A 24,569-nucleotide genomic window follows, 5' to 3' on the forward strand; every position below is an offset into this window, starting at 1 on the left:
GTATAACCAGTATATTTAGACATCAGGAGGAAAGATGAAACTGCAGCTTTTCAGCACCGGGAAAGAACTCCCGCCACAGGCCCATCCGTTGTTTGCAGACCTGGCCAGCTGCGGTTTTCCCAGCCCTGCAGCTGACTACGTCGAGTCTGACCTGGATCTCCATGATTACTGCATACGGCATCCGAGCGCGACTTACTACCTTCGCGCCAGCGGTGACAGTATGTCCGACGGCAGCCTTTACAATGGCGATCTGCTGGTTGTGGACTGTGCCGAGAAGCCCCGGCATGGCGATATTGTTGTGGCCAGCGTGCAGGGGGAGTTTACGGTCAAACGGTTGCTGCTGACGCCACGACTGACGCTGCAGCCCATGAACGCCGCCTGGTCGCCGATTTATCCCGACCCGGACGATCTGGATATCTTTGGCGTCGTCACGCACATCATCCACCGCCCGAGGGAGATGTACTGATGTTTGCCCTGGCCGATGTGAACAGCTTTTATGCCAGCTGCGAACGTGTTTTCCGCCCGGATTTGAAAGGAAAGCCGGTTGTGGTGCTCAGCAATAACGATGGCTGCGTAATCGCGAGAAGTGCCGAGGCAAAGCCCTGGATCAAAATGGGTACGCCGTGGTTTCAGATGAAAAACGAAAGATACCCGGAAAAAATATACGCGTTCTCCAGCAACTATGAACTTTATGCATCCATGTCGGCGCGCGTGATGAGCTGCCTGGAGGAACTGGCTCCGGGGGTGGAACAGTATTCGATTGACGAGATGTTCCTCGATCTGACCGGTGTGGAGCACTGCATGGACCTGGAGGACTTCGGCCGGCAGCTGCGACAGCACGTGTATGACTGTACCCGTCTGACCATCGGTGTGGGCGCCGGACCAACGAAAACCCTCGCAAAATCAGCCCAGTGGGCCTCAAAGGAGTGGAAACAGTTTCGTGGTGTGCTCGCACTCACCCGGGGGAATCCACAGCGAACGCGGAAACTGCTTTCACTGCAGCCGGTCGAAGAGATCTGGGGCGTGGGAAACCGTATTGCACGCAAGCTCAATGTTCTGGGCATCAAAACCGCGCTCGATCTGGCCCTGACGAACCCGGCCTTTATCCGCAAAAATTTCTCCGTAGTCCTTGAGCGAACGGTACGCGAACTGAACGGGGAAAGCTGCATGTCGCTTGAGGAAGCCCCGCCAACAAAGCAGCAGATCGTCTGCAGCCGCAGTTTTGGAGAGAAAATCACGGAGTACGATTCGCTCCGCCAGGCTGTCTGTCAGTACGCAGAGCGGGCCTCAGAAAAGCTGCGTAAAGAGCGCCAGTATTGCCGGCATATTTCCGTATTCATCAAAACGTCTCCGTTCGCCGTTAAAGAGCCTTACTATGGCAACGTGGCCACGGAGAAACTGCTTACCCCCACTCAGGACACCCGGGACATCATTGCGGCCGCCACAACGGCTCTGGAGCGTATCTGGAAGGACGGGCACCGGTATGCCAAAGCCGGTGTGATGCTGAATGACTTCACCGGCTCCGGTGTTTCGCAGCTGCAGCTGTTCGACGAACGTCCTCCACGTCCTCACAGCGCTGAGCTGATGAAGGTTCTCGATGGCATTAATCATTCCGGGCTGGGACAGCTCTGGTTTGCCGGACGAGGGATAGCGCCATCATGGCAAATGAAACGCGACATGCTCTCCCCTGCGTACACCACCCGCTGGAAAGATATCCCCATAGCGAGGATCAGTTAAATTTCGCTTTTCAGAGAGAGCCAGTAGTGCTCGCCGCAGCCGAACGACAGGGCGAAGCCCGCGAGTGAGCGAGGAAGCACCAGGGAACTGCACGGATAAATTCTGCTTACGCTCGAAGTTAAATGGACAACTTATCCAGTTATCCACCGGGCAGATCCAAATATCTGATCCAGCAAAGATCCATATAATGATCCAAACAGATCCCGGTACGTTGAAAACCGCGCCATGCATAGGCTAACAGCCATTTCATGTGTTTATAAGTCGGATATTTGTGTTTGTAAATCGGTATTCTGTGTTTACAAAGCGGATATATGTGTTTATAAAACGGATTGCGCGTGTTTATAAATGGGATTACGCATGCTGTGTCTGTGGATGATCCTTTAACTGTGGATAAGTCCTTATGTATAAGAAAAGTGTAGATCTATCACTTGAATCGGTTCTCGTAGAAATCGATGAAAATAAGAAGCTCATGCCTTCCAGAAACGCTACTGTCCAGCCTGTAGCTTTGATGCGCTTAGGTCTGTTTCTACCTTCCTTAAAACGAAAAGGAAAGGACACAGAAAATATCAGTATTGATGCGAGTAGCGAACTTCAAAGCTTAGAGTTGGCAAGAGCCGAAGGTTATACAGACATCCGTATTACCGGCCCACGACTTTCGATGGAGACTGACTTCAAGGTGTGGGTTGGCATCATTCTCGCGTTTTCGAAATATGGCTTAAACAGCAGCACCATTGAACTTCCATTCAGCGAGTTTGCTACATTCTGCGGGTTTAGCTCAAAGGACAAAGATAAAGGACTCAGAACGCGCTTGGCCGACTCTCTTATTCGTCTTCGCAGCACAACTATCAAGCTTGCCTCAGAAAAGGATCGGAATGGTGTTGTATCTGGTCTGTTAAGTCGTGGTAAGTGGGACGAAAAAGACGACATCATGGAACTTACCGCCGATGAGTCTCTTTGGGAGCTTTATCAATTCGACCGTCAGGTGCTTCTGCAGATGTTTATAATCCGGCAACTTGCGAACAAAGGGACAGCACAGGCCCTATACACTTTCATTGAGAGCCTTCCTGAGCGACCAATACCACTATCGTTCGCGCGTATTAAACGTCGCCTAATGCTTACCTCACCCAATAACCAGCAGAATCGAGTGATTAACAAGGCTATAGACGAGCTTAAAGCGGTCGGTTATTTAGATGGCGATGTCGTTAAAAAGGATGGTGAATGGCACTTAATCATAACCCGTCGCACGCCTAGGCCAGACATTAAGGCTATGTCTGAAGCCTTAAAAGATGGAGAGTAAAAGCGCCTGACTGTGTTTGTAAAGCGGATATGTGCCGCAGTGACTGCGAGTGTTTGCTGTTTTCCCGGTAACACAGCATCAGCATCCGTTTTATAAACACATCTATTCCCTCTCATATTGTTTCCGCTTTGTAAACACACCTGTTTGCTCACTTCCGAGCCGATTTATAAACACATGTATCAGCGTTCAGCCTTTGAGTCACTCGCTGAACGTGCAACAAAAACACCAATATCAATAATTTCTTGCACGTCACGGTATTTGTTGTACACTCCGAGCTGTACAATCAATGTCCTCTACATTGAAAACATCATGGAGAACAGAATGAAACGAGATTACGGTGGAGTAGGCTCGATAGCGCGACGAGCTGGCATATTGCTTGAGTCAATGAGCCGGGACATTGAAGATCAACGCAAAGAGTTTAACCTTACAGAATACTTCCAGACATTTACCCGGAACGCAGTAGCCAAATTACCCAAGCTAAGCCGTCGCATCGTGGAGCAGGCCATTAAAGAAATGGAAGATGCAGGCTACGATTTCAACAAGAAACGCGTCGGAAATGTTGAGCAATATGCTCTTACAGTACAGAATGTTATTGATATTTACGCCCACCGCAAGATCCCGAAGTATCGTGAAATCCATCAATCGCCTTACGTTATTTTCGTCGTTAACTTGAAAGGTGGCGTATCCAAAACCGTATCAACTGTAACGCTGGCGCACGCGTTGCGAGTGCATCAGGATTTATTGCGTCACGATCTGCGTATTCTGGTTATTGACCTTGATCCGCAGGCATCCAGCACCATGTTCCTCGATCACACGCACAGTATTGGTTCCATTCTTGAAACCGCCGCGCAAGCGATGCTAAACGATGTCGATGCTGAAACCCTGCGTAACGAAGTGATACGGCCAACCATCATTCCAGGTGTAGATGTTATTCCTGCTTCTATTGATGATGGTTTTGTAGCCAGCGCATGGAAGGAGCTGGTTAGCGAGCACCTGCCGGGCGTAAACCAGTACGAAGTGCTTCGCAAAATAATTATCGATCGTGTGGCTGATGACTACGATTTCATCCTGATTGATACAGGTCCGCACCTCGATCCATTTTTACTAAACGGTTTGGCGGCAAGTGACCTTATTCTCACCCCTACTCCGCCGGCGCAAGTCGATTTCCATTCCACGTTGAAATACCTTACCCGCTTGCCTGAAATGCTGGAAACGCTGGAAGAAGAAGGCATTGAACCGCGTCTGGCTGCCAGTATTGGTTTTATGTCGAAAATGACTGGCAAGCCCGATCATCTGGTTTCACATAGCCTTGCTCGTGAAGTCTACACAAGCAGCATACTGGACTCTTCCCTGCCCCGCCTGGATGGCTTTGAACGTTGCGGAGAAACGTTTGATACGATTATTAGTGCCAACCCAGCATCTTATCCCGGTAGCAACGACGCGTTAAAAAAAGCGCGTACAGAAGCAGAGCATTTTACGAAGGCTGTGTTTGACCGTATTGAATTCCTGAGGAGCCAATCAGCGTGAAGAAAAAAATAGTAGCTCGCGGGCGAAACATTTTAGGTAGTGATAGCTCAGATTTTATCCGTAGCCTCGAAACCAAAGAAGCAGAGAAGGTATTCACCCTTAAGTCCGGTAATCAGGCCAAGTTCACCCTCTCAACCATTTTGAATGGTGATATTGAAGAGAAGACATTTGTGGATCCAGCTGTTAACGGTCGCGACCAAAGGTATGTAACCCCTGAGTCAGTGAGCGACATAACGCGAACTATCAACCTGCAGCAATTTTTCCCAGCAATCGGCCGAGTTATTAACGGTTGTATTGAAGTGTTAGATGGTTCCCGGCGCCGGGCGGCATGTATCTTCAGTGGCGCGAAATTCGAAATTCTGGTTACAGAAGATGAGATAAGTCTTGAAGATGCTCGTCAGCTTGCCAAAGACATTCAGACCGCGCGTGAGCATACGCTTCGTGAGATAGGTCAAAGATATCAATTTATGTACGCAAATGGCATGTCTAAGGATGAAATTGCGCGCGTAGAGGACGTCTCACCGGCAAGCGTTTCCCGAGCGTTTCAAGCTGCTTCTGTGCCAGCTGAAATGGTCGAGTTATTCCCGGTTATCAATGAACTCTCCCTTGCTGATTACCAGCTGCTGTTAAAAATTTCAGAGGACTTAGATAGCAAAGGTGTGCCTCTGTCTGATTTGCTCGGAAAAGTGCAGGCAGACATCAGTGCAGCAAAAGTTGAAAGCGTAAGTAAGTCGCTAATTATGGACTCTTTTAAACGCCATTCGAAGCAGCTGAAGCCAGCGCCAGTGAAAACTGTACAAACTGAAAAGCTACGTGAGTTTGAAGACAAAAAGCAGTTTGCCCGGAAGAAAACCGATCCGTCTAAACGCTTAGTGACCTATGAATTTGCCCGTCTTCCTGCTTCAGTTCAGGCTGAGTTAGATAAGGCCATCAGGCTGGTTATGGGCAACATGCAGTCCTTCGAAAAATAAAAAAATGTGGGAATTTAATGTGTGACTCCACTAAAAAGTTCCCACTACATTTTCAGCCCTAACTATCTAAAAAACTAGGTTTTTTGTGATTTCTTTCAGTATGAAATTCCCTGTCGCATCGCTTGTAGTTTTATAAAGCACAATGGCGTAATTTTTGGAGAAACAAAATCAATGGAACACTCGACAATTTCTGAAGCTCTAATTGGTGGTGTTGTTTGCGGCACTATCGCGGCCGGATTTATCTGGCAATTATTCAGACCTTGGAAACTTGAATGGCTCTGGTTAACCTGTTTTATCCTTACCTCAATCATTGTATTTTTCTTTGGTCCCTCTATGCCAAACCCATTCATGATGTAGAAGTACAAGGAGATGTGCCATGACCGTGAGGCTTTATTACAATGCAGTAGATAGACGAGCCCAAGCGAGCAATGAATGGCATGCTGAGTGGATAAGTAAACGTGGCTTGAAAGCTCGTCTTTGGACTGACAAGGCGATCAGTGAATTTCTCGGTGCGCCGCTCAGTGCAGGCCCGGTAAAAGCCTGGAAACAGAAGGAAGTGAAAAAAGTCGAAGCGACACCCGCTTTCAAAACATGGCTGGAACAACGTCGCGCATGGCTGGTTGCGCGGGGTAAAATATCCTCTGATACAGAGTTGCCTTGCCACCTGGATGCTCCGATAATTCCAGGTAAACAACATAAGGAATCATAATATGGACAAAAAGCCTCGCTATTCTGTCATGCTGGATGGGGATAGAACCGTCTATAGTGGAAATAGTCGGTTTGTCGCCTGGACGTTCTGGCTGATGAACCGCCATCGTAGGGCTATCGCATATGATTGCGGAGTTTGGGTTGTTGAACCAGCCTACTGGATCCGTGTCGTTTAATCTGCTTTTGCAATGTGCAGCTGCTTCATGTCATGCCTAAGGAGTTATTTTGAAATGGATTAATTTTTTACAACGTCTTTTACAACGTTTTTTCCCAAAAAAAAATGAAATAATTGAAGTGAAATACATTGAAAGGGATGAAACAAGAGTATTACCAGACATCCCTGAAAACGTCATAGCTGCCTGTCAGACTCTTCAGGTGAAGCTGGATTCTGTTAAGAATAATCCATTTTTGGAAATTAGTTTGATTTATGGATTTCTTGATACTTTTGGCGAGTTTGCATCAACCTTTACAGTATGTCAGAAAGGTTGCAGCGCCTGTTGCAAAATAGGTGTCGAAATGACGGCATTAGAAGCAAGTTTTATAGAAAAAAACACATCCCACAGAATTGTATCTAACAAGCAAAGAAAATTAAAAACCAATACAGATTGCCCATTTTTAATTGATGGAATCTGCTCCATATATGAATATCGACCTTTCAATTGTAGAACCTTTTTCACAGTAGATAACCCTAAGTACTGCGAAACACCAAACGAACCTCATAGGACATATGGGAGTTTAGGTGGTCAAGACATAAATATAATTTATCAGTTTCGAAAATATATTGACCATCTAAATGGGAAGAGGAAGAAGAGTGATATCAGATTCTTCTTTGGGAATCATAAAGGAATAAAATAGCCAGGCATGGAAATATTTCAGTCCAGTTCTGCTGGCTGCGCGGGATCTGGCCTGGTAATATGGACCTGATTTTTTAGAAGAGAGGTTGTTTATGCCAGGGGAAATATATTCGTACCAGGTTATTACCGATACAACTGAACGCCTGCTCAATCAGTATGTAGCTGATGCACAAGCTAGCCCTGAGAGATCTGAAGCGTTGGTGGCAGCTTTTAATGGTGCATTTTGGTTGTGGTATCAACTCACCAGAGATTCAGATAATCCTGACAGAGATGCTGACGGAACACGTTTCATGGATCTCATACCTGAATTTCCAGAGCAATAGGCCGGGTCTGCGGCCTGTTTTTACGCCCCTCATTTAATTCCCCGCGCGGTTAGACATTCAGGTGATTGCGTCCAGTTCTGCTGGTAGCGCGGGATCTGGCTTGGTATACTAATCACACAATATCTATTCCCCATTCATAATCAGGTGAATCATGTTCAATAATGATTTTCTGTTTTATGCACCTATCTGTATAGGTGTAGGCATAGTTGCCTATTTTCTATTTATTAAAAAGAACTAATGTCGCGCCAGTGGCCTTTCTACTACTCCTCATTTAATTCCCAGCGCAGTTAGACATTCAGGTCATTCCGTCCAGTTCTGCTGGCTGTGCGGGATCTGGCCTGGTAAAATTAATGAATTGGTAGGAAAAGGAATATCCTATGACGACAGTTTTCAGGTTGATGGTTGCTTATCAGAAAGAAGACTGTTCTCGGAAGGAGCGTTATCTTTCTGCTTCTTCTCTTCCGTGGCCGGAACGTTATCAACGAAAGCCATTAATGCGACGATCACCCCGTGACCGGACGTTATTCAAGATAGCTGACAGGGATCTCCGCTATAAAAAGCGTGGCAGATATGCAAGACCAGAAACGAGTATGGTCATGCCGTTCAGTCTTTGTAGCAAGGCATAAACTCATCAGTCAGACCGTGCCAGCGGCATTTTTTATGCCCCTCGTTTAATTCCCGCGCCCACCTGGACGATCAGGTGATTCTGTCCAGTAAAAGAAGACATCATCGGGTTCATCTGCAATAAACAACAGATACACAAAAAATGCTTTTCTCCCTGGACATTTCGGCACTATCGGAATAAATGTCCAGAAAATATTTTGCTTGGTCGTATTTATTATTCTTGCACAAATACCCCAGCCTGTGCCGGGAGGTGAGCACTGACAGATGTTACCTGCCATTTCCCTTCAGCAGCGCCACCGCCTCATCGCCTGGCATCTGGAACTGCACCCGGTGCCGTGCCGCGACATCGAGCGCAAACACTTTCGTGTAGACCTCCGTCGAGCTGATCGACTTGTGTCCCATCAGGCTCTGCAGCACCTTCAGCGGGATGCCGGCATACAGCATGTGCATCCCGTAGCTGTGACGGAACGTGTGCGGGGTAACCGGTACCGAAAACGTCACCCCGTCGGCGGCAGCCGCATCAACGGCTTCACTTATCCAGGTCCGGACCGTTCTGTCGGTAATTTCCCAGATGCGTGCCTTCTCGGTTCTGCCTGTGCGTTTATTACGGCGCTCCAGCGGAATTTTAAGCGTGGCCACCATCATCTCCAGCTGGCTGACATAGTTCGCATCGGAAAGCGGAACGATACGATGAGGCTGGCTACCGGCCGGAGCTCGGCCGGCCGTTCTGGTGGCTTTTTCGGTCCGCTGCTTGAGCGTGGCCAGCTGCACGAACGGGTAGGGCGCCGTCAGCGAAAAATCACTCCGGGTCAGCGCCAGCGCTTCGTTAATTCGGGCGCCGGTGTTCCACAGGGTGGCCAGCAGCATCTTGCGGTGCAGATCGGGCACGTAGTGGAGCAGGGCGCTCACTTCCGGCGCCAGCAGGTATTTAGGCAGCTCGTCCTGAACGAGCGCCATCTGTCGCAGGGCCAGCGCGGCCGGGTAATCGATGGCCACCGGCAGCTGCGCGGCCGAAAATGAAACGCCCTGGCCTGGTATTGCCGGTATCATTATTTATTGCCCCCGGTGGAGAGGTATTGCACTGTAAGTCGTGCCAGGGCCTTCTGCGCGTAATCCTCGCCCGGGAGCACACTGATTTCTCCCCGGCGTTCCATCTCGGCGCCGATAGCGCTCAGGGTCGTAGTTACCGGCAGCAGGCGGCGCAACAACAGGGCGTGCCCGCATGCGGAACGGATACGTTCGGCAAACGCATCCTCATCGCGGGAGTATGCGCCGGGCGCCGGTCGTTCCCGGCCGTCCTTTTCCGACTGCAGTTCCTGGCACAGCGTCAGCAGCTCAACGATCTCACTGGCTGCATAAACAGCCATCAGGTCATGGTTCATTCCGGCTTATCCTGATTTGCCAAACAGCTGAGGCAGTTCATCAAACAACATCACATGACGGGTGCGCTTGCCGCGAAAAATACGCCTCATCATCGGCGTGAAATCCGCAGGCTCCCAGCCATAGGGCCACGTATAGTAAATCCCTACCTGCAGCGTGCTGTCGCGTCGTTCTGGTCCGGCAACTATACGCCTGACCTCCCTGTTCAGCGCCTCACCGCGCAGACCGTACTGGCCCAGGTAGCGGCGCAGCCGCATTCTCGGCATCCGCGGATCGGATTTCACGTAAGCATTAATATCCATATGCTGGGTGGCGGTGAGGATATTCATGCCGTACTTGCGCATGGTGCTGAAAGCGGTGGCCATCACGTCCGCTTCTGTCCGTGGTTCATCATCGGTTCTGTTCATCTGGGTTGTTGCGTGGTCCGACCGTCTAAGCTGACGCGGTATCATCCTGCAGCGACCGGAAGACAAGCAGGGCGTCCGTCCTGGAGAGTAGCTCGGTACAGTCCCCGCGCTGCGGGTTAATCTCTTCATCAATGGCCTCGTTATACTGCATGCGCAGCCGCCATCCCGTCACGGGAGGCGCGTTCTGTATGGCCAGCACCATCCCTTCCGGCGACAGCAGTTCACGGAGGGTGTAGCAGGCGCCAATCCGGGTCGAATCCCGCAGCCACATCACGGGGTACTCACTGACCAGCTGGTCATACACACATTCCGGCGTATGGAAATAATTCCCGTCCGCCCTGCATAAATTACACATTCGCGTTCCTTGTATTGAGAAACCCCGTCAGGCCAGGTCTGTCATAAAACGGCCAGGCTCAAAAGGCCAGCGCCTGTCGCCCTGCGAGTACACCTCGATCCACGCCAGTGTCCCGTGCTCAAAATACAGGTGATAACCGTCATCGGCACTGAGGGTCAGCATCCCGTCAAAACAGGTATCGGTTCGCGTACCGTCACCCATCCAGCGAAGCAGGCGGCCTTCAGCGGAAATCTCGTAAAATTCACACTCGCAGTCCAGGTCGTCGGTCTGAAAGTCCGTCCCGGTGACTCCGTCAGGCATCCGGTACCGGAATCTGACCGTATCAAACATTCCCATAATTTTGCTTCCTTAAATTGCTTAAAAATCCCGCCCCGTCGGTTGTCAGTTTGCGCTAGTCGGGGCTGTCTCCCGGCGTTCACCGGTCAGCTCCCAGGCTCTGACGGCGCGCGCATAATCCGCCGTCGTCACACGCAGACTCATCGCCTGGCACTCCAGCTGCACTACATGACCGGTCCGGGAGGTTTCCACACACCGGTTCGTCAGGCTGCGGCCGTTGGCAATGTCATCAGCCAGATCCGGTGCGGACACATAGCTTTCGTAAAGAATCGTTCCGGCGATGGCCAGTCCTGCCACCAGAACGGTGTACAGAACGAGCGCAATAGGTTCGGTTGCATATGCCTTCCCTTTAATTAATGCCCCGCCCGATAATACCGACAGGGTAATGCTTTACGCGGCACTGTTTAGGGAGTAATTACCCCATCAGCAATCATCATGAGAGCAATTATCACTGCACTGATAATAACCATCCTTATAGCCACGCTGTTAAATTACCGAATGGCCGTTTCGCGATGATCCGACTTTCTGTCGTATAACAACTTTCCGGAAGTGTACCATGCGCACGGAATAACCACACCGCCCTTTTATGGGGGTGAGCGGGCGGTCGCGGGGCAGGGGTATGACACAACATATAGCGTCATCAGCAGCTGAATACACCGCTACATCTTGTGTCAGGGGGCCGCTGAGCCCCGGAGAAGGAAAAGAAGATCCGGAACTAGCTTTTTTCGGATCTCAGAAGTGGAGAAGAGGAATTATTGCAGCATGGACACAAAAAACGAGTAATTGTTGCGATGAGTGGACTATTGCACCATGAGCAAATATAAATGACTTTAAGCGTCCTGCGGTTAAATATATTGTTCATGCCGTCCGGCTGAACCCCGGGTCAGGGGATCAGCCGGGAAGGAGAACGTCACGGTTCTGTTTTCCGGGAGAGGGTCTTTCGTTTTTTCTTCAGGTACATCACTTCGTCACATTTGCCGATCATCTCCGCCAGCGTCGTGTACTGGTCTGCGTTATTGATCAGTTCGCCAAAGGAATAATTGATGTTGTAGGGCTTGCCCGAGGTGTCATTGTAATGATCGAGACTGGCACTCAGCGCATGAAGATAAGAGCCGGTATTCCCGTTTCGCCGGATCAGGGCGGCAAACTCATCCCCGCCGAGGCGGCCTGCTATTTCGCCCGGTTCGAGGTGCTGATGTAAAAAGCCGGCAAAGATCTTCAGCACCTCGTCACCCTCAGCGTGTCCCCAGAGATCGTTAACCGGTTTGAACCTGTCCAGATCGAAATAGATGAGGCTGAACGACGCATCCTGCCGGTTCATTGCGCGGAAGAGTTTGTCGCCGGCGCGGTAAAACCCGCGCCGGTTGGGAATGCCCGTCAGGCTGTCCGTCATAGCCATGTTGATGGCCTCGAATTCGTCCTCCACGATACAGGCCAGGTCCCGGAGGGACGCAATGTCCTCATCCGTGAAGGCGCGGGGAACGGTGTGGATCAGGCACAGCGTGCCGGCCACCGTGCCGTCCGGCAGGCTCACCGGCTGGCCGGCGTAGAACCGGATGTGTGGCTCACCGGTAACCAGGGGATTATCGTGAAATCGCGCATCGGCAGCCGCATCGTGAATGATAAAAGGCCCTTCCTGCAGAATGGCGTGTCCGCAGAACGAAATATCACGTGGAGTTTCGCGCACGCCGACGCCCTGGCAGGCGAAGAGCCACTGGCGCTCGCGATCCAGCAGGCTTATCAGGGCCACCGGGACCTGAAAGGCTTTGCGGGCCAGCCGCGTCAGGCGTTCAAAACGCTCATCGTCACGGGTATCAAGAAGGCCGGTAATATACAGGGACTTCAGCCTCTGTTCTTCATTCTCCGGTATACCGGGTGCCTGCATGTAATCTCCTGGTATGTACAAAGTATATATGCAGATGAAAAGGTGTTTGGATCTGACTGAGTGTAATTATAGTTCACGACTTATCTGCCAGCGGCTGAACTTCAGGTACAGGAATTCACGTTTATCACTCGTACCAGACTCTCCGGAGGACCAGGGGAATGACCGGGTCTGTTACGGTGAGGGAATCTGTAAACCTCAGGATTTTTGCCGGGAAAGTACGTATAACTGCTATCTTGATTAGTAAATGTTAAAATTTGTAGGTATCCACCCGTTAAACAAAATGATTAATATTTAAAAATACTCGTTGAACACCCGTGCCGTAATAATGAAGTACATTAAAAATGTTATCCGGTCATGTGAAGCTGAGACCGTCTCTTCGTCATGTAAAATGCCGTACTTTCTTTGTCGTGAAGAATGACCGGGTTAAGTCCATAAGGTTGAGAGGAAGTCTGCTGATGTGATACGCTCAAGGCGGGATTTATCTCAGTGAGAACTCACGGCAACAAAAAGTTTTTGGACAACAAAACACAAAGTTGTTTTGGACTGTAGGAGTCCAAGAGACAATGACATTACATACAACGCCGTGTAACGGATTTTACATTATTACAAAGCCTGTGTTACAAGAGAGTTATGGACATGATTGAAAAAATATGTGAAGTAATTGATGGTGAATACGTCTGTGATATAGATATTAGCGTTGAAGAATGGAAGATTTTATTAAGGGATAAAAAAGTTTTTGATGACAAAAGTATTGCAGCGTTAAAAAAATGGTTCATTGAGCCAGACCATTCCTGTACATGTTTCGATATCGGCAAGAAGTACGACCTGCACAGTATGAGTGCTAATGGTGTAATCAATGGGTTGGGTGGAAGAGTTCAGAAGCAGCTTGGCCGATTCGAGGTTAAAGGAGTCGGAAAGATTGCTTCCGGGACAAAATTCATTACAGTCATGAAAAGTAGAGAAATTAAAGGAAACCCAAAGCGAAATTTATGGACTATCCGTGAAGAACTTGTTCAGGCAATAAAAGAACTAGATTTTTTTAGTACGAACGAAAGCTCAAGCATTGATTTTTACTCAGATAATGATTTGATCACTGCTCTAGAAGAAAGTAATCACTTTGACGTTACTCAGACATTTGAGTATAGCGAAAAAGCGAAACCTAAGAAAGCTGCAATAGAAGTCAAAAATGGACTCTCATACCCAAGAAGTAAATCTGTTTCAAAAAATGCGCTTAACAAAGCTGATTATAAATGTGAAATTAATTGCGACCATCCAACGTTCAGAAGGCGAAACTCTCCCCTAAATTACACAGAACCTCATCACATTGTCCCGATGTCAAAGCAAGACTATTTTGAGAATTCACTGGATGTGGAAGAGAATATCATATCACTATGTTGCAACTGCCATAAACAAATTCATCTTGGCAAGGGGTTTGAAGATATGTTGAGGAAAATATATGCCGAGCGGAAAGATGTATTAAAAAAAGCGGGAATCGAGATATTATTAGAGGATTTGATTCTTTTTTACAAGATGGAAGGTAATTAATCTTCGAGAAGATGCATGCTTATTTTTATTTTTAGCAATGAATGTGAAATACTGCCTGACTATCAATCCTGTCATGTGGTTCAGATTTATGGGGGAGGATTTTAATATTTTACCAGCATGGCATGTCGATCAATCGGTTAAGTATAGCGCCAGGTAACCAGACAGATTTTCCCTCTCAGGCGGGAGTCGTTATCCATCGTCCAGTACCTGATCAAAAGTAGGAATAATTACAAAAAAATTAAATTGTATGACTATTATTTCCGTTCAGAAAAGAAAGTTACATTAAAAACCCGAAATTATTCGGGTTTTTAATTAGTTAAGTACGGTAATGACTCCAACTTACTGATAGTGTTTTATGTTCAGATAATGCCCGATGACCTTGTCATGCAGCTCCACCGATTTTGAGAACGACAGTGACTTCCGTCCCAGCCTTGCCAGATGTTGTCTCAGATTCAGGTTATGTCGCTCAATGCGCTGAGTGTAACGCTTGCTGATAACGTGCAGCTTTCCCTTCAGGCGGGATTCATACAGCGGCCAGCCATCCGTCATCCATACCACGACCTCAAAGGCCGACAGCAGGCCCAGAAGACGCTCCAGCGTGGCCAACGTGCGTTACCTAACAATAAACCTGTTTAAATATCCAGATAAAAACATTCAATCTGGGTCAAATGAGTGATACAGTTTCACCCATAAGACCCAATGGAGGCAATATGTCTGAATTTGAATTACTGGCGCAGGATCTGCTTGAGAAAGCAGAAGCGGAAGAACAACTGCGACAGGAAAATGATAAAAAGCTGCTCGGGCAGGTGCTGGAAATCTATGACCAGAAGTACGTGGCTGAACTGCTTAGAAAAGTTGGTAAAAATGAGTGGAGTCGCGAGACTCTTAATCGCTGGATTAATGGTAAGTGCTCACCTAAGACGCTGACGTTAGCCGAAGAGGAACTTCTACGAAAAATGCTTCCGGAAGCGCCTGCACATCACCCTGACTATGCCTTCCGGTTTATTGACCTGTTTGCTGGGATTGGAGGTATACGGAAGGGCTTCGAAACCATCGGTGGCCAGTGCGTTTTTACCAGTGAATGGAATAAAGAGGCTGTGCGCACATATAAAGCTAACTGGTTTAACGATGCTCAGGAACACACTTTCAATCTCGATATTCGGGAAGTCACGCTCAGTGATAAACCTGAAGTACCTGAAAACGATGCCTATGCTTACATTAATGAGCATGTGCCGGATCATGATGTACTTCTAGCAGGTTTCCCCTGTCAACCGTTCAGCCTTGCGGGCGTAAGCAAGAAAAACTCGCTCGGGCGCGCGCATGGTTTCGAATGTGAGGCTCAGGGAACGCTTTTCTTCGATGTGGCGCGTATTATACGCGCAAAAAAACCTGCCATCTTTGTTCTTGAAAACGTTAAAAACCTGAAGAGCCATGACAAGGGTAAAACCTTTAAAGTCATCATGGATACCCTCGACGAACTGGGCTATGAAGTTGCGGATGCAGCTGAGATGGGCAAAAACGATCCTAAAGTTATCGACGGAAAGCACTTTTTACCTCAGCACCGAGAACGTATCGTTTTGGTCGGTTTCCGTCGTGATCTGAACATTCACCAGGGCTTTACCCTGCGCGATATTAGTCGTTTTTATCCGGAACAGCGTCCGTCATTTGGCGAACTGCTGGAACCCGTGGTTGACAGCAAATATATACTGACGCCGAAACTCTGGGAGTATCTCTATAACTACGCCAAAAAGCACGCAGCTAAGGGTAACGGATTCGGTTTTGGCCTCGTTAATCCTGAAAATAAAGAAAGCATTGCCCGTACGCTTTCTGCTCGCTATCACAAAGACGGGTCTGAAATTCTGATAGACCGTGGCTGGGATATGGCCACAGGTGAAACAGACTTCGCGAACGAAGAAAATCAGGCGCATCGGCCCCGCAGGCTGACTCCACGAGAGTGCGCGCGCCTTATGGGTTTTGAAAAAGTAGATGGCAGGCCTTTTCGCATTCCTGTGTCAGACACTCAGTCGTACAGGCAGTTCGGTAACTCCGTAGTGGTGCCCGTGTTTGAAGCCGTAGCCAAACTGCTTGAACCTTATATCCTGAAAGCGGTTAATGCCGATTCGTGCAAGGTTGAACGAATCTGATCGCTCCTCCCGGTATTTATGCCGGGAGATAATCTATGGAATATCTGCGTAAAGCCCTGTCAGCTCAGCAATAAACGCACCTAGCGTCATTAGCTCAGCTCTCACCGCCTCCGGGTATTTTTTGTGCAGCGATGATGGCACGACCAATCTGACACCCGACTCCCGCATCTCCCGATATTGAGCCAGAGAAACTCCCTCTTGGAGTGTAAACAGATGCACCTGATGAATTTTATCGGCCTCATTCAGTATCTGACGCCAGCGATCCTTACAGGTAGTCTTGACTGCCAGCATGCGCAGATTTTCTACGGGAAACTCAGTATCGTGGTAAGCCCCTGCGGAAGGGAAAAGGAAATCGGGTTTTTTATTACCTTCTGTGATGGCCTGCGTCGCAAAGTGTCGCAGGCCGTGCTCAATGAATAGATGCTCCAGGTGCAGTTCCAGCGACTTCCCGGCTCTGGATTTACGGCGATTGCTGACAGAATTGGCCAGCGCAATAAATTCATCCACAGAGCCAAATCCTTTCCGGATGATATCCAGAACATGCAGTTCCTCAACCAATAGAAATATGTCGTACTCCACGCGCCGGCGGTCAAGAAGTTGCTCATCCGGATCAAGGGAATTTTTCACATAATGGCTGGCTGCATACTGAATAATTTCACTTCCCGACGGAAAGCGCAGGTGCCAGTCTTCAGGTAGAATATATTTATGATTTACTGGCGCTTGCTGTAGAGATAGTCCGCCTAGAATCTGTCCTGCGGGGCCGGATATAAGCGCTCCGGGTATAACTTCACCAATAGCGGTCTCAATGACGTCCTCTTCATCAGTGCTGGCGCATACCCAAATATTTACTTCCTTACAGTCCCCCCCTTGCTCATCAAGCTTGAAAGCCAGGAGCGTCAGAGCCCCTGTATTTTCAGGATTCTGAAGTGGGCTGCCTCTACCCCAGCGGGTAATCCTTTTTTCATTCCGGGTTTTACCAAAATGACGGCTGTTATAATAAATTGCCCGGGCTTCGCTGTCAGGGCAATCATGCGATGACACATGTGCGGTGAGAAAAACCGAAGGGTTCAGTTCACGGGTATGGTTGATAGACGGAAAGAGTTTTTCAACGATACCTGAAGGGATATAAAGCCCTACCTGGTGACCACCTGTTGCGCCGGTATCGTTGGCGGAAAGGCGTTTGATGTAGACGAAGTAATTCTCACATGCGATCTCAAGTAGCCAGTTGTGGAAAACCGACATAAGCATCCCCTGTTACCCTGAAACTCTACTCACCATTTTTTCATGATTATATACAAACAGCCAGAAAGGCTGTTACAGACGATTTGATCTGCAACCTATTGGTTAAATTAATGTATCAAAAACGATGGTTTCTGTGACACATCCCTATAAGCAGTTGCCTGTCATTTTCAGAAGACGACTGCACCAATTGACGGGGCGTAACGCCAGATGTGCAGGCGACTCCTGACAACGCAATATCAGAAGTCATCTGCACCAATCTCGACTATGCTCAATACTCGTGTGCACCAAAGCGAGGTGTGAGCATGGCGTCAGACACATCATTGATTGCCGAGCAAGGCGTGGCCACCCTGCCCGATGCGGCTTGGGCGCAGGCCCGGCAACGGGCGGAAATCATCGGGCCGCTGGCAGCGCTTGATGTGGTCGGGCATGAAGCCGCCGATGCCGCTGCTCACGCGCTTGGCCTGTCCAGGCGGCAGGTGTATGTCCTAATCCGCCGTGCCCGGCAAGGTGCTGGGCTTGTGACGGACCTGGCTCGCAGCCGATCCGGCGGCGGAAAAGGCAAGGGACGCTTGCCGGAATCAGTTGAGCGCATCATCCGCGAGTTGCTGCAAAAGCGCTTCCTGACCAAGCAGAAGCGTAGCCTGGCAGCGTTCCACCGCGAGGTCGCGCAGGCTTGCAAAGCGCAAAAGCTGCGGGCGCCGGCGCGCAACACCGTGGCTCTGCGGATCGCCGGCCTCGATCCGCTCAAGGCCACTCGCCGCCGGGAAGGTCAGGATGCGTCCCGCAGCCTGCAAGGTGTCGGTGGTGAGCCTCCCGCCGTGACCGCGCCACTGGAACAAGTGCAGATTGATCACACGGTCATCGACCTGATCGTGGTGGACGAGCGCGACCGGCAACCGATTGGCCGTCCGTATCTGACCATCGCCATCGACGTGTTTACCCGCTGCGTGCTCGGCATGGTCGTCACGCTGGAAGCGCCGTCATCTGTTTCGGTCGGCCTGTGCCTTGTGCATGTCGCCTGCGACAAGCGTCCCTGGCTGGAGGGTCTGAACATAGAAATGGAGTGGCCGATGAGCGGCAAGCCCAGGCTGCTCTACCTGGACAACGCGGCCGAGTTCAAGAGCGAAGCGCTACGCCGAGGCTGCGAGCAGCATGGCATCCGGCTTGACTATCGCCCGCTCGGGCAGCCGCACTACGGCGGCATCGTGGAACGGATCATCGGCACGGCGATGCAGATGATCCACGACGAATTGCCAGGGACGACCTTCTCCAACCCTGACCAGCGCGGCGACTACGATTCCGAAAACAAGGCCGCCCTGACGCTGCGTGAGCTGGAGCGCTGGCTCACATTGGCGGTCGGCACCTACCACGGCTCCGTGCACAACGGCCTGCTCCAGCCGCCGGCAGCGCGCTGGGCCGAAGCTATCGCGCGGACCGGCGTGCCAACCGTCATCACTCGCACCACGGCTTTTCTGGTCGATTTTCTGCCCATCATCCGCCGCACGCTGACCCGCACCGGCTTCGTCATCGACCACATCCATTACTACGCCGATGCGCTCAAGCCGTGGATAGCTCGGCGCGACCGCTTGCCTGCGTTCCTGATCCGGCGCGACCCGCGCGACATCAGCCGCATTTGGGTGCTGGAGCCGGAGGGGCAGCACTATCTGGAAATTCCATACCGCACCTTGTCGCACCCGGCTGTCACCCTCTGGGAACAACGACAGGCGCTGGCGAAATTGCGGCAGCAAGGGCGCGAACAGGTGGATGAGTCGGCGCTGTTTCGCATGATCGGCCAGATGCGCGAAATCGTGTCCACCGCGCAGAAAGCTACGCGCAAGGCGCGGCGCGACGCGGATCGACGCCAGCATCTCAAGGCAACGGCAGTTCTTTTCAAAACCACGCCACCACCGGACGCGGACATGGCTGACCCGCAGGCAGACAACCAGCCACCTGCCAAACCGTTCGACCAGATTGAGGAGTGGTAGCCGTGGAAGAATATCCCATCATCGACTTGTCCCACCTGATGCCGGTGGCCCAGGGCTTGGCCCGTCTTCCGGCGGACGAACGCATCCATCGCCTTCGCGCTGACCGCTGGATCGGCTATCCGCGAGCAGTCGAGGCGCTGAATCGGCTGGAAGCCCTGTATGCGTGGCCGAACAAACAACGCATGCCCAACCTGCTGTTGGTCGGTCCAACCAACAACGGCAAGTCGATGATCGTCGAGAAATTCCGCCGCACCCACCCGGCCAGCTCCGACGCCGACCAGGAGCACATTCCGGTACTGGTCGTGCAGATGCCATCCGAACCGTCGGTAATCCGCTTCTACGTCGCGCTACTTGCCGCGATGGGCGCGCCATTGCGCCCGCGCCCACGGCTGCCGGAAATGGAGCAATTGGCGCTGGCACTGCTACGCAAGGTCGGCGTGCGCATGCTGGTGATCGACGAATTGCACAACGTCCTGGCCGGCAACAGCGTCAACCGCCGGGAATTCCTCAACCTGCTGCGTTTCCTCGGCAACGAGCTGCGCATCCCGCTGGTCGGGGTCGGCACACGCGATGCCTACTTGGCGATCCGCTCGGACGACCAGTTGGAAAACCGCTTCGAGCCGATGATGCTGCCGGTGTGGGAGGCCAACGACGATTGCTGCTCACTGCTGGCCAGCTTCGCGGCTTCGCTCCCGCTGCGGCGACCCTCGTCGATTGCCACGCTGGATATGGCCCGCTACCTGCTCACGCGCAGCGAGGGCACCATCGGCGAGCTGGCGCACCTGTTGATGGCGGCGGCCGTCGCTGCCGTGGAGAGCGGTGAGGAAGCGATCAACCATCGCACGCTCAGCATGGCCGATTACACCGGTCCCAGCGAGCGGCGGCGGCAATTCGAGCGGGAACTGATGTGAAGCCAGCGCCACACTGGCCACTGCATCCGGCTCCCAGGGAAGGCGAAGCCTTGTCTTCGTGGCTCAACCGCGTGGCCCTTTGCTATCACATGGAGGTGTCCGAGCTGCTGGAGCACGATCTTGGTCACGGCCAGGTTGATGACCTGGACACCGCGCCACCACTGGCGCTGCTGGCGATGCTCTCCCAGCGGAGCGGCATCGAGCCGGACCGGCTGCGTTGCATGAGTTTCGCCGGCTGGGTGCCTTGGCTACTGGACAGCCTTGATGATCAGATTCCAGATGCATTGGAAACCTATGCGTTCCAGCTCTCGGTGCTGCTGCCGAAACTCCGCCGTAGGACGCGATCCATCACGAGCTGGCGTGCCTGGCTGCCCAGCCAGCCGATACATCGCGCCTGCCCGCTCTGTCTGAACGATCCGGAGAACCAAGCCGTACTGCTCGCGTGGAAGCTGCCCCTGATGCTGAGCTGCCCACTGCATGGCTGCTGGCTGGAATCCTATTGGGGCGTGCCAGGGCGGTTTCTCGGCTGGGAGAACGCCGACGCCGAACCGCGCACTGCCAGCGACGCGATTGCGGCGATGGACCAGCGTACCTGGCAGGCACTGACGACCGGCCACGTGGAGTTGCCGCGCCGACGCATCCACGCCGGATTGTGGTTTAGGCTGCTACGCACGCTGCTCGATGAGCTGAACACCCCGCTTTCGACGTGCGGCACCTACGCGGGGTATCTCCGCCAAATCTGGGAATGCTGCGGGCATCCGCTGCGTGCTGGGCAAAGTCTGTGGCGACCGTATGAAACCCTGAACCCGGCAGTACGGTTGCAGATGCTGGAGGCGGCGGCAACGGCAATCAGCTTGATTGAGGTGAGGGATATAAGCCCGCCAGGCGAGCACGCAAAGCTATTCTGGTCCGAGCCCCAAACCGGGTTCACCAGTGGCCTGCCGGCGAAAGCGCCGAAGCCCGAACCCGTCGATCACTGGCAGCGTGCAATCCAGGCCATTGATGAGGCCATCATTGAAGCACGACACAACCCCGAGACGGCACGCTCGCTGTTCGCGTTGGCTTCCTATGGTCGGCGCGACCCCGCTTCCTTGGAACAGTTGCGCGCCACCTTCGCGAAGGAAGGCATCCCCCCGGAATTTCTGTCACATTATGAGCCTAGCCTACCCTTTGCATGCCTTAGACAGAATGACGGGTTAAGTGACAAATTTTGACGTGCAGAGCTTCCCGATGCAAACTGTCACATAATCGAACGTATATGTGACAGGTACAAGATGCTGATTGGCTACATGCGAGTATCGAAGGCGGATGGCTCCCAGGCGACGGACTTGCAGCGCGATGCGCTGGTCGCGGCCGGTGTTGATCCGGCGCATCTCTATGAAGACCAAGCGTCCGGAAAACGCGAGGATCGTCCCGGTCTGGCGAGCTGTCTGAAGGCACTACGGCCAGGCGACACGTTGGTCGTTTGGAAACTGGATCGGCTCGGGCGCGACCTGCGCCATCTGATCAATACCGTCCATGACCTGACCGGACGCGGCATCGGCCTCAAGGTGCTGACCGGGCACGGCGCGGCCATTGACACCACGACCGCCGCCGGCAAGCTGGTCTTCGGTATCTTCGCCGCGCTGGCCGAGTTCGAGCGCGAGTTGATCGCCGAGCGCACCGTGGCGGGCCTGGCCTCAGCACGGGCACGCGGCCGGAAAGGCGGCCGGCCGTTCAAGATGACCGCCGCCAAGCTGCGGCTGGCGATGGCGGCAATGGGGCAGTCAGAGACCAAGGTCGGCGACCTGTGCCAGGAACTTGGCATCACGCGGCAGACCCTGTATCGGCATATTTCACCCAAGGGCGAGCTACGTCCAGATGGCGAGAAGCTACTCAGCCGAATTTGATGCCGACATGAGGCGACGTAGCGAAAGCGTGGTTTGTCTCAATTTGACGGCGGCGAACCGCAAGCGTTCGGTTCGCCGCTCGTTTCGGTCGCAGTGCTGGCCCGCGCCTGGAAACGTTGATAACACTCCAGCCCGCAGAAGTGCTCGACGTACTCCGCGCCTTCCGGTGTGAAGGCGGCATCGAGCGGAATTTCCTTGCAGCACACGCAGCAACTGGTGGCGGTCGGATCATTTGCATTCATGGTGGCACCCCTCCATTGACTGACGAAGACGGCGAATGCCGCCGCCGGCATCGGCTTTGCGAACAGAAAGCCTTGCCCGCGCTCGAACGCTTGGGCCCTCCGCCGTAGTCCATCCATCCGGCCGGGAAGCGCTCATGATCTTTCCCTGAATGCCCGCAACGCCCGCGCCAGTGACAGAAGAAACAGGCCGGTCAAACCGAGCGCCGTGATGACCCAATACTCGACAAGGAATGCACCGGCGGTTGTGCCGGCCAGCACGGCAGCGAGGATGGACAGGTGGCAGGGGCAAGTCAGCACGGCCAGCGTGCCCCACAGGTAGCCGGTGAACGGTTTGTGCGTCTCGGCCGGCATGCGCTCGGGGCTGTTCATGGCAAACTCTCCGCATGCTGTGCCGGCGCGGTCGGCATGGCGGCCAACTGCACTTCCAGATTGGCCAACGCTTCGCGCCGGCGTTCGACGAACTGACGCAGCACAGCAAGCTGCGCGGCAGTTTCATCGCAGTTCGCCGCATCCAGCGCCCGGCACAGCCGCGCCAATGCGCCGAGGCCGATGCCCGCCTCGAAGGCGGCCCGCACGAAGCACAGTCGCTGCAAGGCGGCGTCATCGAACAGGCCGTAGCCACCCGTGGTGCAGGCGACTGGCCGCAGCAATCCGCGCAGCAGGTAGTCGCGCACGATATGCACGCTCACCCCGGCATCAAGGGCCAGCCGGGACACCGTGTAGGCGTTCATCGAACACCTCCTTTTGGTCGGTTCACGGCAATGCATATACCGTTTCGCCGAGTTCAATCCGCGCGCTGCGAATCCGATGCCGGTGCCGTAGAACATTGGGTCGATATCCGATCACGGTGTCCTAGATGACATGGTCTGCAACAGATGTCGATTAAACTCCTGGCCCAAGCCGAAAGCCTCGTGGACACTGACGATCGCCAATCCTTCCAATCCTTGATGCTTGGAGGCCCAGTCTTCCGCCGTCGGGACAGATGCAAAGAAATGTACATGGCAACAGAAGGACTGACGAACGTCGGCTGCTTCCTGCGGCAATACCAAGGACACCGCCATGCCGGCAGGTTCGACAGCCTGTATCTCGCTGGGTGAAACCGTGAGTGAAACGGGTGCTCCGGTTGCAGCGCAATGCGATGAGACGCGAGCTGTACGGCCGATCAGCGCCGGAAATATCAAGGTGTCCAGCGCGCACCAGGCATACAGACGGCGGTCGTCAATTTCAAAGACATACGAAGTCTCGCGCAAGGTGAGGCCGTAGCCGATGATGTTCCCATCTTTGTCATATTCGGTACTGGTGGCCTGTTCGAGTACGGCGGCCACTCGCTCAGCGGGCCAGTCGAGAATCCCGGCAAGTGTCGTTCGTGAAACCGGACGCCCCTTGGCGAGTTCCCGCAGTAGCGGGACCAAGAGATCCGCAGTACCATTGGTACGATTGACCGAAGTGAGACGTTCTAAAATATATGGGGCGAGCTTCATGGTTCCATCTCCTTTCATCCTGCGCAGCAGGACAATTGTTTGACATCCTTGGTGAAGGTCTGCGCCGCGAGCTTCAGCCCCTCGACCATCGTCAGGTAGGGGAACAACTGGTCAGCCAGTTCCTGTACGGTCATGCGGTTACGGATCGCGAGCACCGCCGTCTGGATCAGCTCGCCCGCTTCCGGGGCCACTGCCTGTACCCCAATGAGTCGTCCGCTACCTTCCTCGGCTTGTCCTTTCGAATTTGAATTGGATAGCGTAACCTTACTTCCGTACTCATGTACGGAGTCAAGCGGTATGGAAAATAATTTGGAGAACCTGACCATTGGCGTTTTTGCCAAGGCAGCCGGCGTCAACGTGGAGACCATCCGGTTCTATCAGCGCAAGGGCTTGTTGCCCGAGCCGGACAAGCCCTATGGCAGCATTCGCCGCTATGGCGCGGCGGACGTGACACGGGTGCGATTCGTGAAATCGGCCCAGCGGTTGGGCTTCAGCCTGGATGAAATCGCCGAGTTGCTGCGGCTCGACGATGGCACCCACTGCGAGGAGGCCAGCAGCCTGGCCGAGCACAAGCTCCAAGACGTGCGCGAGAAGATGGCCGATTTGGCGCGCATGGAGGCTGTGCTGTCTGACCTGGTGTGCGCCTGCCATTCGCGGCAGGGGAATGTTTCGTGTCCGCTGATTGCGTCGTTGCAAGGTGGAACGAGCTTGGCAGGGGCTTCCACA

At 52.6% G+C, this 24,569-nt stretch carries 27 protein-coding genes and 2 pseudogenes; 15 read left to right on the forward strand and 14 right to left on the reverse strand.

What is annotated here, in order from left to right:
* The first annotated feature begins 34 nt into the window (after positions 1–34).
* The 8 genes from umuD (at position 35) to N6P30_RS22820 (ending at position 7,417) form a co-directional block, all read left to right on the forward strand.
* Entirely contained in the window at positions 35–466 is a 432-nt protein-coding gene (umuD, locus tag N6P30_RS22785; protein WP_004152352.1) for a translesion error-prone DNA polymerase V autoproteolytic subunit, read from the forward strand.
* The gene (locus N6P30_RS22790; RefSeq protein WP_004152351.1) at positions 466–1,737 is read left to right on the forward strand and encodes a Y-family DNA polymerase; all 1,272 of its coding nucleotides are present in this window, start codon (positions 466–468) and stop codon (positions 1,735–1,737) included. The genes umuD and N6P30_RS22790 overlap by 1 nt, the downstream gene beginning before the upstream one ends.
* 400 nt (positions 1,738–2,137) lie before the next feature.
* Positions 2,138–3,034, forward strand: coding sequence for a RepB family plasmid replication initiator protein (locus N6P30_RS22795; protein WP_004152350.1), 897 nt, complete (start codon positions 2,138–2,140; stop codon positions 3,032–3,034).
* A 321-nt stretch (positions 3,035–3,355) separates the two neighbouring features.
* Positions 3,356–4,561 (forward strand): AAA family ATPase, encoded by a 1,206-nt coding sequence (locus tag N6P30_RS22800; RefSeq protein ID WP_004152349.1) that lies wholly within the window; start codon positions 3,356–3,358, stop codon positions 4,559–4,561.
* On the forward strand, positions 4,558–5,532 hold the full coding sequence (locus N6P30_RS22805; protein ID WP_004152348.1) for a ParB family protein: 975 nt from the start codon (positions 4,558–4,560) through the stop codon (positions 5,530–5,532). The genes N6P30_RS22800 and N6P30_RS22805 overlap by 4 nt, the downstream gene beginning before the upstream one ends.
* A gap of 376 nt (positions 5,533–5,908) precedes the next feature.
* On the forward strand, positions 5,909–6,241 hold the full coding sequence (locus N6P30_RS22810; RefSeq protein WP_004152347.1) for a hypothetical protein: 333 nt from the start codon (positions 5,909–5,911) through the stop codon (positions 6,239–6,241).
* Positions 6,242–6,465: 224 nt separating this feature from the next.
* Positions 6,466–7,095 carry a YkgJ family cysteine cluster protein gene (locus tag N6P30_RS22815; protein ID WP_072162194.1) on the forward strand — a complete coding sequence of 210 codons (630 nt, stop codon included), beginning with the start codon at positions 6,466–6,468 and terminating at the stop codon, positions 7,093–7,095.
* 91 nt (positions 7,096–7,186) lie between these two features.
* Positions 7,187–7,417: a hypothetical protein gene (locus N6P30_RS22820; protein WP_011977773.1), complete on the forward strand. Its 231-nt coding sequence runs from the start codon at positions 7,187–7,189 to the stop codon at positions 7,415–7,417.
* A gap of 891 nt (positions 7,418–8,308) precedes the next feature.
* On the opposite strand, the gene N6P30_RS22825 is transcribed toward N6P30_RS22820, so the two are convergent.
* The 7 genes from N6P30_RS22825 to N6P30_RS22855 form a co-directional block, all read right to left on the reverse strand.
* Positions 8,309–9,091, reverse strand: coding sequence for a site-specific integrase (locus tag N6P30_RS22825; protein WP_004152340.1), 783 nt, complete (start codon positions 9,089–9,091; stop codon positions 8,309–8,311).
* Positions 9,091–9,423: a hypothetical protein gene (locus tag N6P30_RS22830; protein WP_004152339.1), complete on the reverse strand. Its 333-nt coding sequence runs from the start codon at positions 9,421–9,423 to the stop codon at positions 9,091–9,093. Before N6P30_RS22830 ends, N6P30_RS22825 begins: the two co-directional genes overlap by 1 nt.
* Before the next feature lie 6 nt (positions 9,424–9,429).
* The gene (locus tag N6P30_RS22835; protein WP_004152338.1) at positions 9,430–9,786 is read right to left on the reverse strand and encodes a hypothetical protein; all 357 of its coding nucleotides are present in this window, start codon (positions 9,784–9,786) and stop codon (positions 9,430–9,432) included.
* A gap of 67 nt (positions 9,787–9,853) precedes the next feature.
* Positions 9,854–10,183: a hypothetical protein gene (locus tag N6P30_RS22840; RefSeq protein ID WP_004152337.1), complete on the reverse strand. Its 330-nt coding sequence runs from the start codon at positions 10,181–10,183 to the stop codon at positions 9,854–9,856.
* A gap of 27 nt (positions 10,184–10,210) precedes the next feature.
* A complete protein-coding gene (locus tag N6P30_RS22845; RefSeq protein WP_004152336.1) occupies positions 10,211–10,519 on the reverse strand; it encodes a hypothetical protein in 309 nt (102 codons plus the stop codon).
* Between the two features lie 45 nt (positions 10,520–10,564).
* Positions 10,565–10,771 (reverse strand): hypothetical protein, encoded by a 207-nt coding sequence (locus N6P30_RS22850; protein ID WP_004153649.1) that lies wholly within the window; start codon positions 10,769–10,771, stop codon positions 10,565–10,567.
* Between the two features lie 658 nt (positions 10,772–11,429).
* Complete coding sequence (locus N6P30_RS22855; protein WP_001148755.1) at positions 11,430–12,404, reverse strand: sensor domain-containing diguanylate cyclase; 975 nt, start codon at positions 12,402–12,404, stop codon at positions 11,430–11,432.
* A gap of 636 nt (positions 12,405–13,040) precedes the next feature.
* On the opposite strand from N6P30_RS22855, the gene N6P30_RS22860 reads away from it, so the two are divergent.
* Entirely contained in the window at positions 13,041–13,949 is a 909-nt protein-coding gene (locus tag N6P30_RS22860; RefSeq protein ID WP_001372261.1) for an HNH endonuclease, read from the forward strand.
* 339 nt (positions 13,950–14,288) lie between these two features.
* On the opposite strand, the pseudogene N6P30_RS22865 reads toward N6P30_RS22860, so the two are convergent.
* A pseudogene (locus N6P30_RS22865) lies at positions 14,289–14,561 on the reverse strand (IS1 family transposase); the annotation flags it as partial.
* A 98-nt stretch (positions 14,562–14,659) separates the two neighbouring features.
* On the opposite strand from N6P30_RS22865, the gene N6P30_RS22870 reads away from it, so the two are divergent.
* Positions 14,660–16,093: a DNA cytosine methyltransferase gene (locus N6P30_RS22870; protein ID WP_001288432.1), complete on the forward strand. Its 1,434-nt coding sequence runs from the start codon at positions 14,660–14,662 to the stop codon at positions 16,091–16,093.
* Between the two features lie 33 nt (positions 16,094–16,126).
* On the opposite strand, the gene N6P30_RS22875 is transcribed toward N6P30_RS22870, so the two are convergent.
* Complete coding sequence (locus N6P30_RS22875) at positions 16,127–17,335, reverse strand: type II site-specific deoxyribonuclease (protein WP_000110241.1); 1,209 nt, start codon at positions 17,333–17,335, stop codon at positions 16,127–16,129.
* Between the two features lie 302 nt (positions 17,336–17,637).
* Here N6P30_RS22875 and N6P30_RS22880 point away from each other — a divergent pair, with 302 nt between their 5' ends.
* The 4 genes from N6P30_RS22880 to N6P30_RS22895 are packed head-to-tail and all read left to right on the forward strand — an operon-like array spanning position 17,638 to position 22,120.
* The gene (locus N6P30_RS22880) at positions 17,638–19,320 is read left to right on the forward strand and encodes a Mu transposase C-terminal domain-containing protein (RefSeq protein ID WP_010791757.1); all 1,683 of its coding nucleotides are present in this window, start codon (positions 17,638–17,640) and stop codon (positions 19,318–19,320) included.
* Positions 19,321–19,322: 2 nt separating this feature from the next.
* Positions 19,323–20,231: a TniB family NTP-binding protein gene (locus tag N6P30_RS22885; RefSeq protein WP_000393453.1), complete on the forward strand. Its 909-nt coding sequence runs from the start codon at positions 19,323–19,325 to the stop codon at positions 20,229–20,231.
* The gene (locus N6P30_RS22890; protein ID WP_011405615.1) at positions 20,228–21,445 is read left to right on the forward strand and encodes a TniQ family protein; all 1,218 of its coding nucleotides are present in this window, start codon (positions 20,228–20,230) and stop codon (positions 21,443–21,445) included. The genes N6P30_RS22885 and N6P30_RS22890 overlap by 4 nt, the downstream gene beginning before the upstream one ends.
* 60 nt (positions 21,446–21,505) lie before the next feature.
* Positions 21,506–22,120 carry a recombinase family protein gene (locus tag N6P30_RS22895; RefSeq protein WP_010981357.1) on the forward strand — a complete coding sequence of 205 codons (615 nt, stop codon included), beginning with the start codon at positions 21,506–21,508 and terminating at the stop codon, positions 22,118–22,120.
* A 38-nt stretch (positions 22,121–22,158) separates the two neighbouring features.
* Here the strand turns inward: N6P30_RS22895 and N6P30_RS22900 are convergent, their stop codons facing one another.
* From N6P30_RS22900 to N6P30_RS22920, 5 genes and pseudogenes are all read right to left on the reverse strand, one after another.
* Positions 22,159–22,479 (reverse strand): DUF3330 domain-containing protein, encoded by a 321-nt coding sequence (locus N6P30_RS22900; protein ID WP_010981356.1) that lies wholly within the window; start codon positions 22,477–22,479, stop codon positions 22,159–22,161.
* Positions 22,480–22,494: 15 nt separating this feature from the next.
* The gene (merE, locus tag N6P30_RS22905) at positions 22,495–22,731 is read right to left on the reverse strand and encodes a broad-spectrum mercury transporter MerE (protein ID WP_005413392.1); all 237 of its coding nucleotides are present in this window, start codon (positions 22,729–22,731) and stop codon (positions 22,495–22,497) included.
* Positions 22,728–23,093, reverse strand: a complete 366-nt coding sequence (merD, locus tag N6P30_RS22910) for a mercury resistance co-regulator MerD (protein WP_000995361.1) — start codon at positions 23,091–23,093, stop codon at positions 22,728–22,730. Before merD ends, merE begins: the two co-directional genes overlap by 4 nt.
* A 111-nt stretch (positions 23,094–23,204) precedes the next feature.
* Positions 23,205–23,843 (reverse strand): organomercurial lyase MerB, encoded by a 639-nt coding sequence (gene merB, locus N6P30_RS22915; protein WP_000761850.1) that lies wholly within the window; start codon positions 23,841–23,843, stop codon positions 23,205–23,207.
* Between the two features lie 14 nt (positions 23,844–23,857).
* Positions 23,858–24,070, reverse strand: a pseudogene (locus N6P30_RS22920) (mercuric reductase); the annotation flags it as partial.
* Positions 24,071–24,140: 70 nt separating this feature from the next.
* Between N6P30_RS22920 and merR the strand changes: the two are divergent.
* The coding region (gene merR / locus N6P30_RS22925; protein ID WP_031623925.1) for an Hg(II)-responsive transcriptional regulator at positions 24,141–24,569 on the forward strand (429 nt) is incomplete at its 3' end.

This window comes from Enterobacter sp. PL1, from assembly GCF_945957325.1.
Classification (GTDB): Bacteria; Pseudomonadota; Gammaproteobacteria; order Enterobacterales; family Enterobacteriaceae; genus Enterobacter; species Enterobacter roggenkampii.

Excerpts from the sequence above, each read along its gene's own strand:
- umuD (WP_004152352.1), top strand. The coding sequence starts at position 35 with ATGAAACTGCAGCTTTTCAGCACCGGGAAAGAACTCCCGCCACAGGCC.
- N6P30_RS22790 (WP_004152351.1), top strand. The coding sequence starts at position 466 with ATGTTTGCCCTGGCCGATGTGAACAGCTTTTATGCCAGCTGCGAACGT.
- N6P30_RS22795 (WP_004152350.1), top strand. The coding sequence starts at position 2,138 with ATGTATAAGAAAAGTGTAGATCTATCACTTGAATCGGTTCTCGTAGAA.
- N6P30_RS22800 (WP_004152349.1), top strand. The coding sequence starts at position 3,356 with ATGAAACGAGATTACGGTGGAGTAGGCTCGATAGCGCGACGAGCTGGC.
- N6P30_RS22810 (WP_004152347.1), top strand. The coding sequence starts at position 5,909 with ATGACCGTGAGGCTTTATTACAATGCAGTAGATAGACGAGCCCAAGCG.
- N6P30_RS22820 (WP_011977773.1), top strand. The coding sequence starts at position 7,187 with ATGCCAGGGGAAATATATTCGTACCAGGTTATTACCGATACAACTGAA.
- N6P30_RS22825 (WP_004152340.1), bottom strand. The coding sequence starts at position 9,091 with ATGATACCGGCAATACCAGGCCAGGGCGTTTCATTTTCGGCCGCGCAG.
- N6P30_RS22830 (WP_004152339.1), bottom strand. The coding sequence starts at position 9,423 with ATGAACCATGACCTGATGGCTGTTTATGCAGCCAGTGAGATCGTTGAG.
- N6P30_RS22835 (WP_004152338.1), bottom strand. The coding sequence starts at position 9,786 with ATGGCCACCGCTTTCAGCACCATGCGCAAGTACGGCATGAATATCCTC.
- N6P30_RS22840 (WP_004152337.1), bottom strand. The coding sequence starts at position 10,183 with ATGTGTAATTTATGCAGGGCGGACGGGAATTATTTCCATACGCCGGAA.
- N6P30_RS22845 (WP_004152336.1), bottom strand. The coding sequence starts at position 10,519 with ATGGGAATGTTTGATACGGTCAGATTCCGGTACCGGATGCCTGACGGA.
- N6P30_RS22855 (WP_001148755.1), bottom strand. The coding sequence starts at position 12,404 with ATGCAGGCACCCGGTATACCGGAGAATGAAGAACAGAGGCTGAAGTCC.
- N6P30_RS22860 (WP_001372261.1), top strand. The coding sequence starts at position 13,041 with ATGATTGAAAAAATATGTGAAGTAATTGATGGTGAATACGTCTGTGAT.
- N6P30_RS22870 (WP_001288432.1), top strand. The coding sequence starts at position 14,660 with ATGTCTGAATTTGAATTACTGGCGCAGGATCTGCTTGAGAAAGCAGAA.
- N6P30_RS22875 (WP_000110241.1), bottom strand. The coding sequence starts at position 17,335 with ATGTCGGTTTTCCACAACTGGCTACTTGAGATCGCATGTGAGAATTAC.
- N6P30_RS22880 (WP_010791757.1), top strand. The coding sequence starts at position 17,638 with ATGGCGTCAGACACATCATTGATTGCCGAGCAAGGCGTGGCCACCCTG.
- N6P30_RS22895 (WP_010981357.1), top strand. The coding sequence starts at position 21,506 with ATGCTGATTGGCTACATGCGAGTATCGAAGGCGGATGGCTCCCAGGCG.
- N6P30_RS22900 (WP_010981356.1), bottom strand. The coding sequence starts at position 22,479 with ATGGATGGACTACGGCGGAGGGCCCAAGCGTTCGAGCGCGGGCAAGGC.
- merE (WP_005413392.1), bottom strand. The coding sequence starts at position 22,731 with ATGAACAGCCCCGAGCGCATGCCGGCCGAGACGCACAAACCGTTCACC.
- merD (WP_000995361.1), bottom strand. The coding sequence starts at position 23,093 with ATGAACGCCTACACGGTGTCCCGGCTGGCCCTTGATGCCGGGGTGAGC.
- merB (WP_000761850.1), bottom strand. The coding sequence starts at position 23,843 with ATGAAGCTCGCCCCATATATTTTAGAACGTCTCACTTCGGTCAATCGT.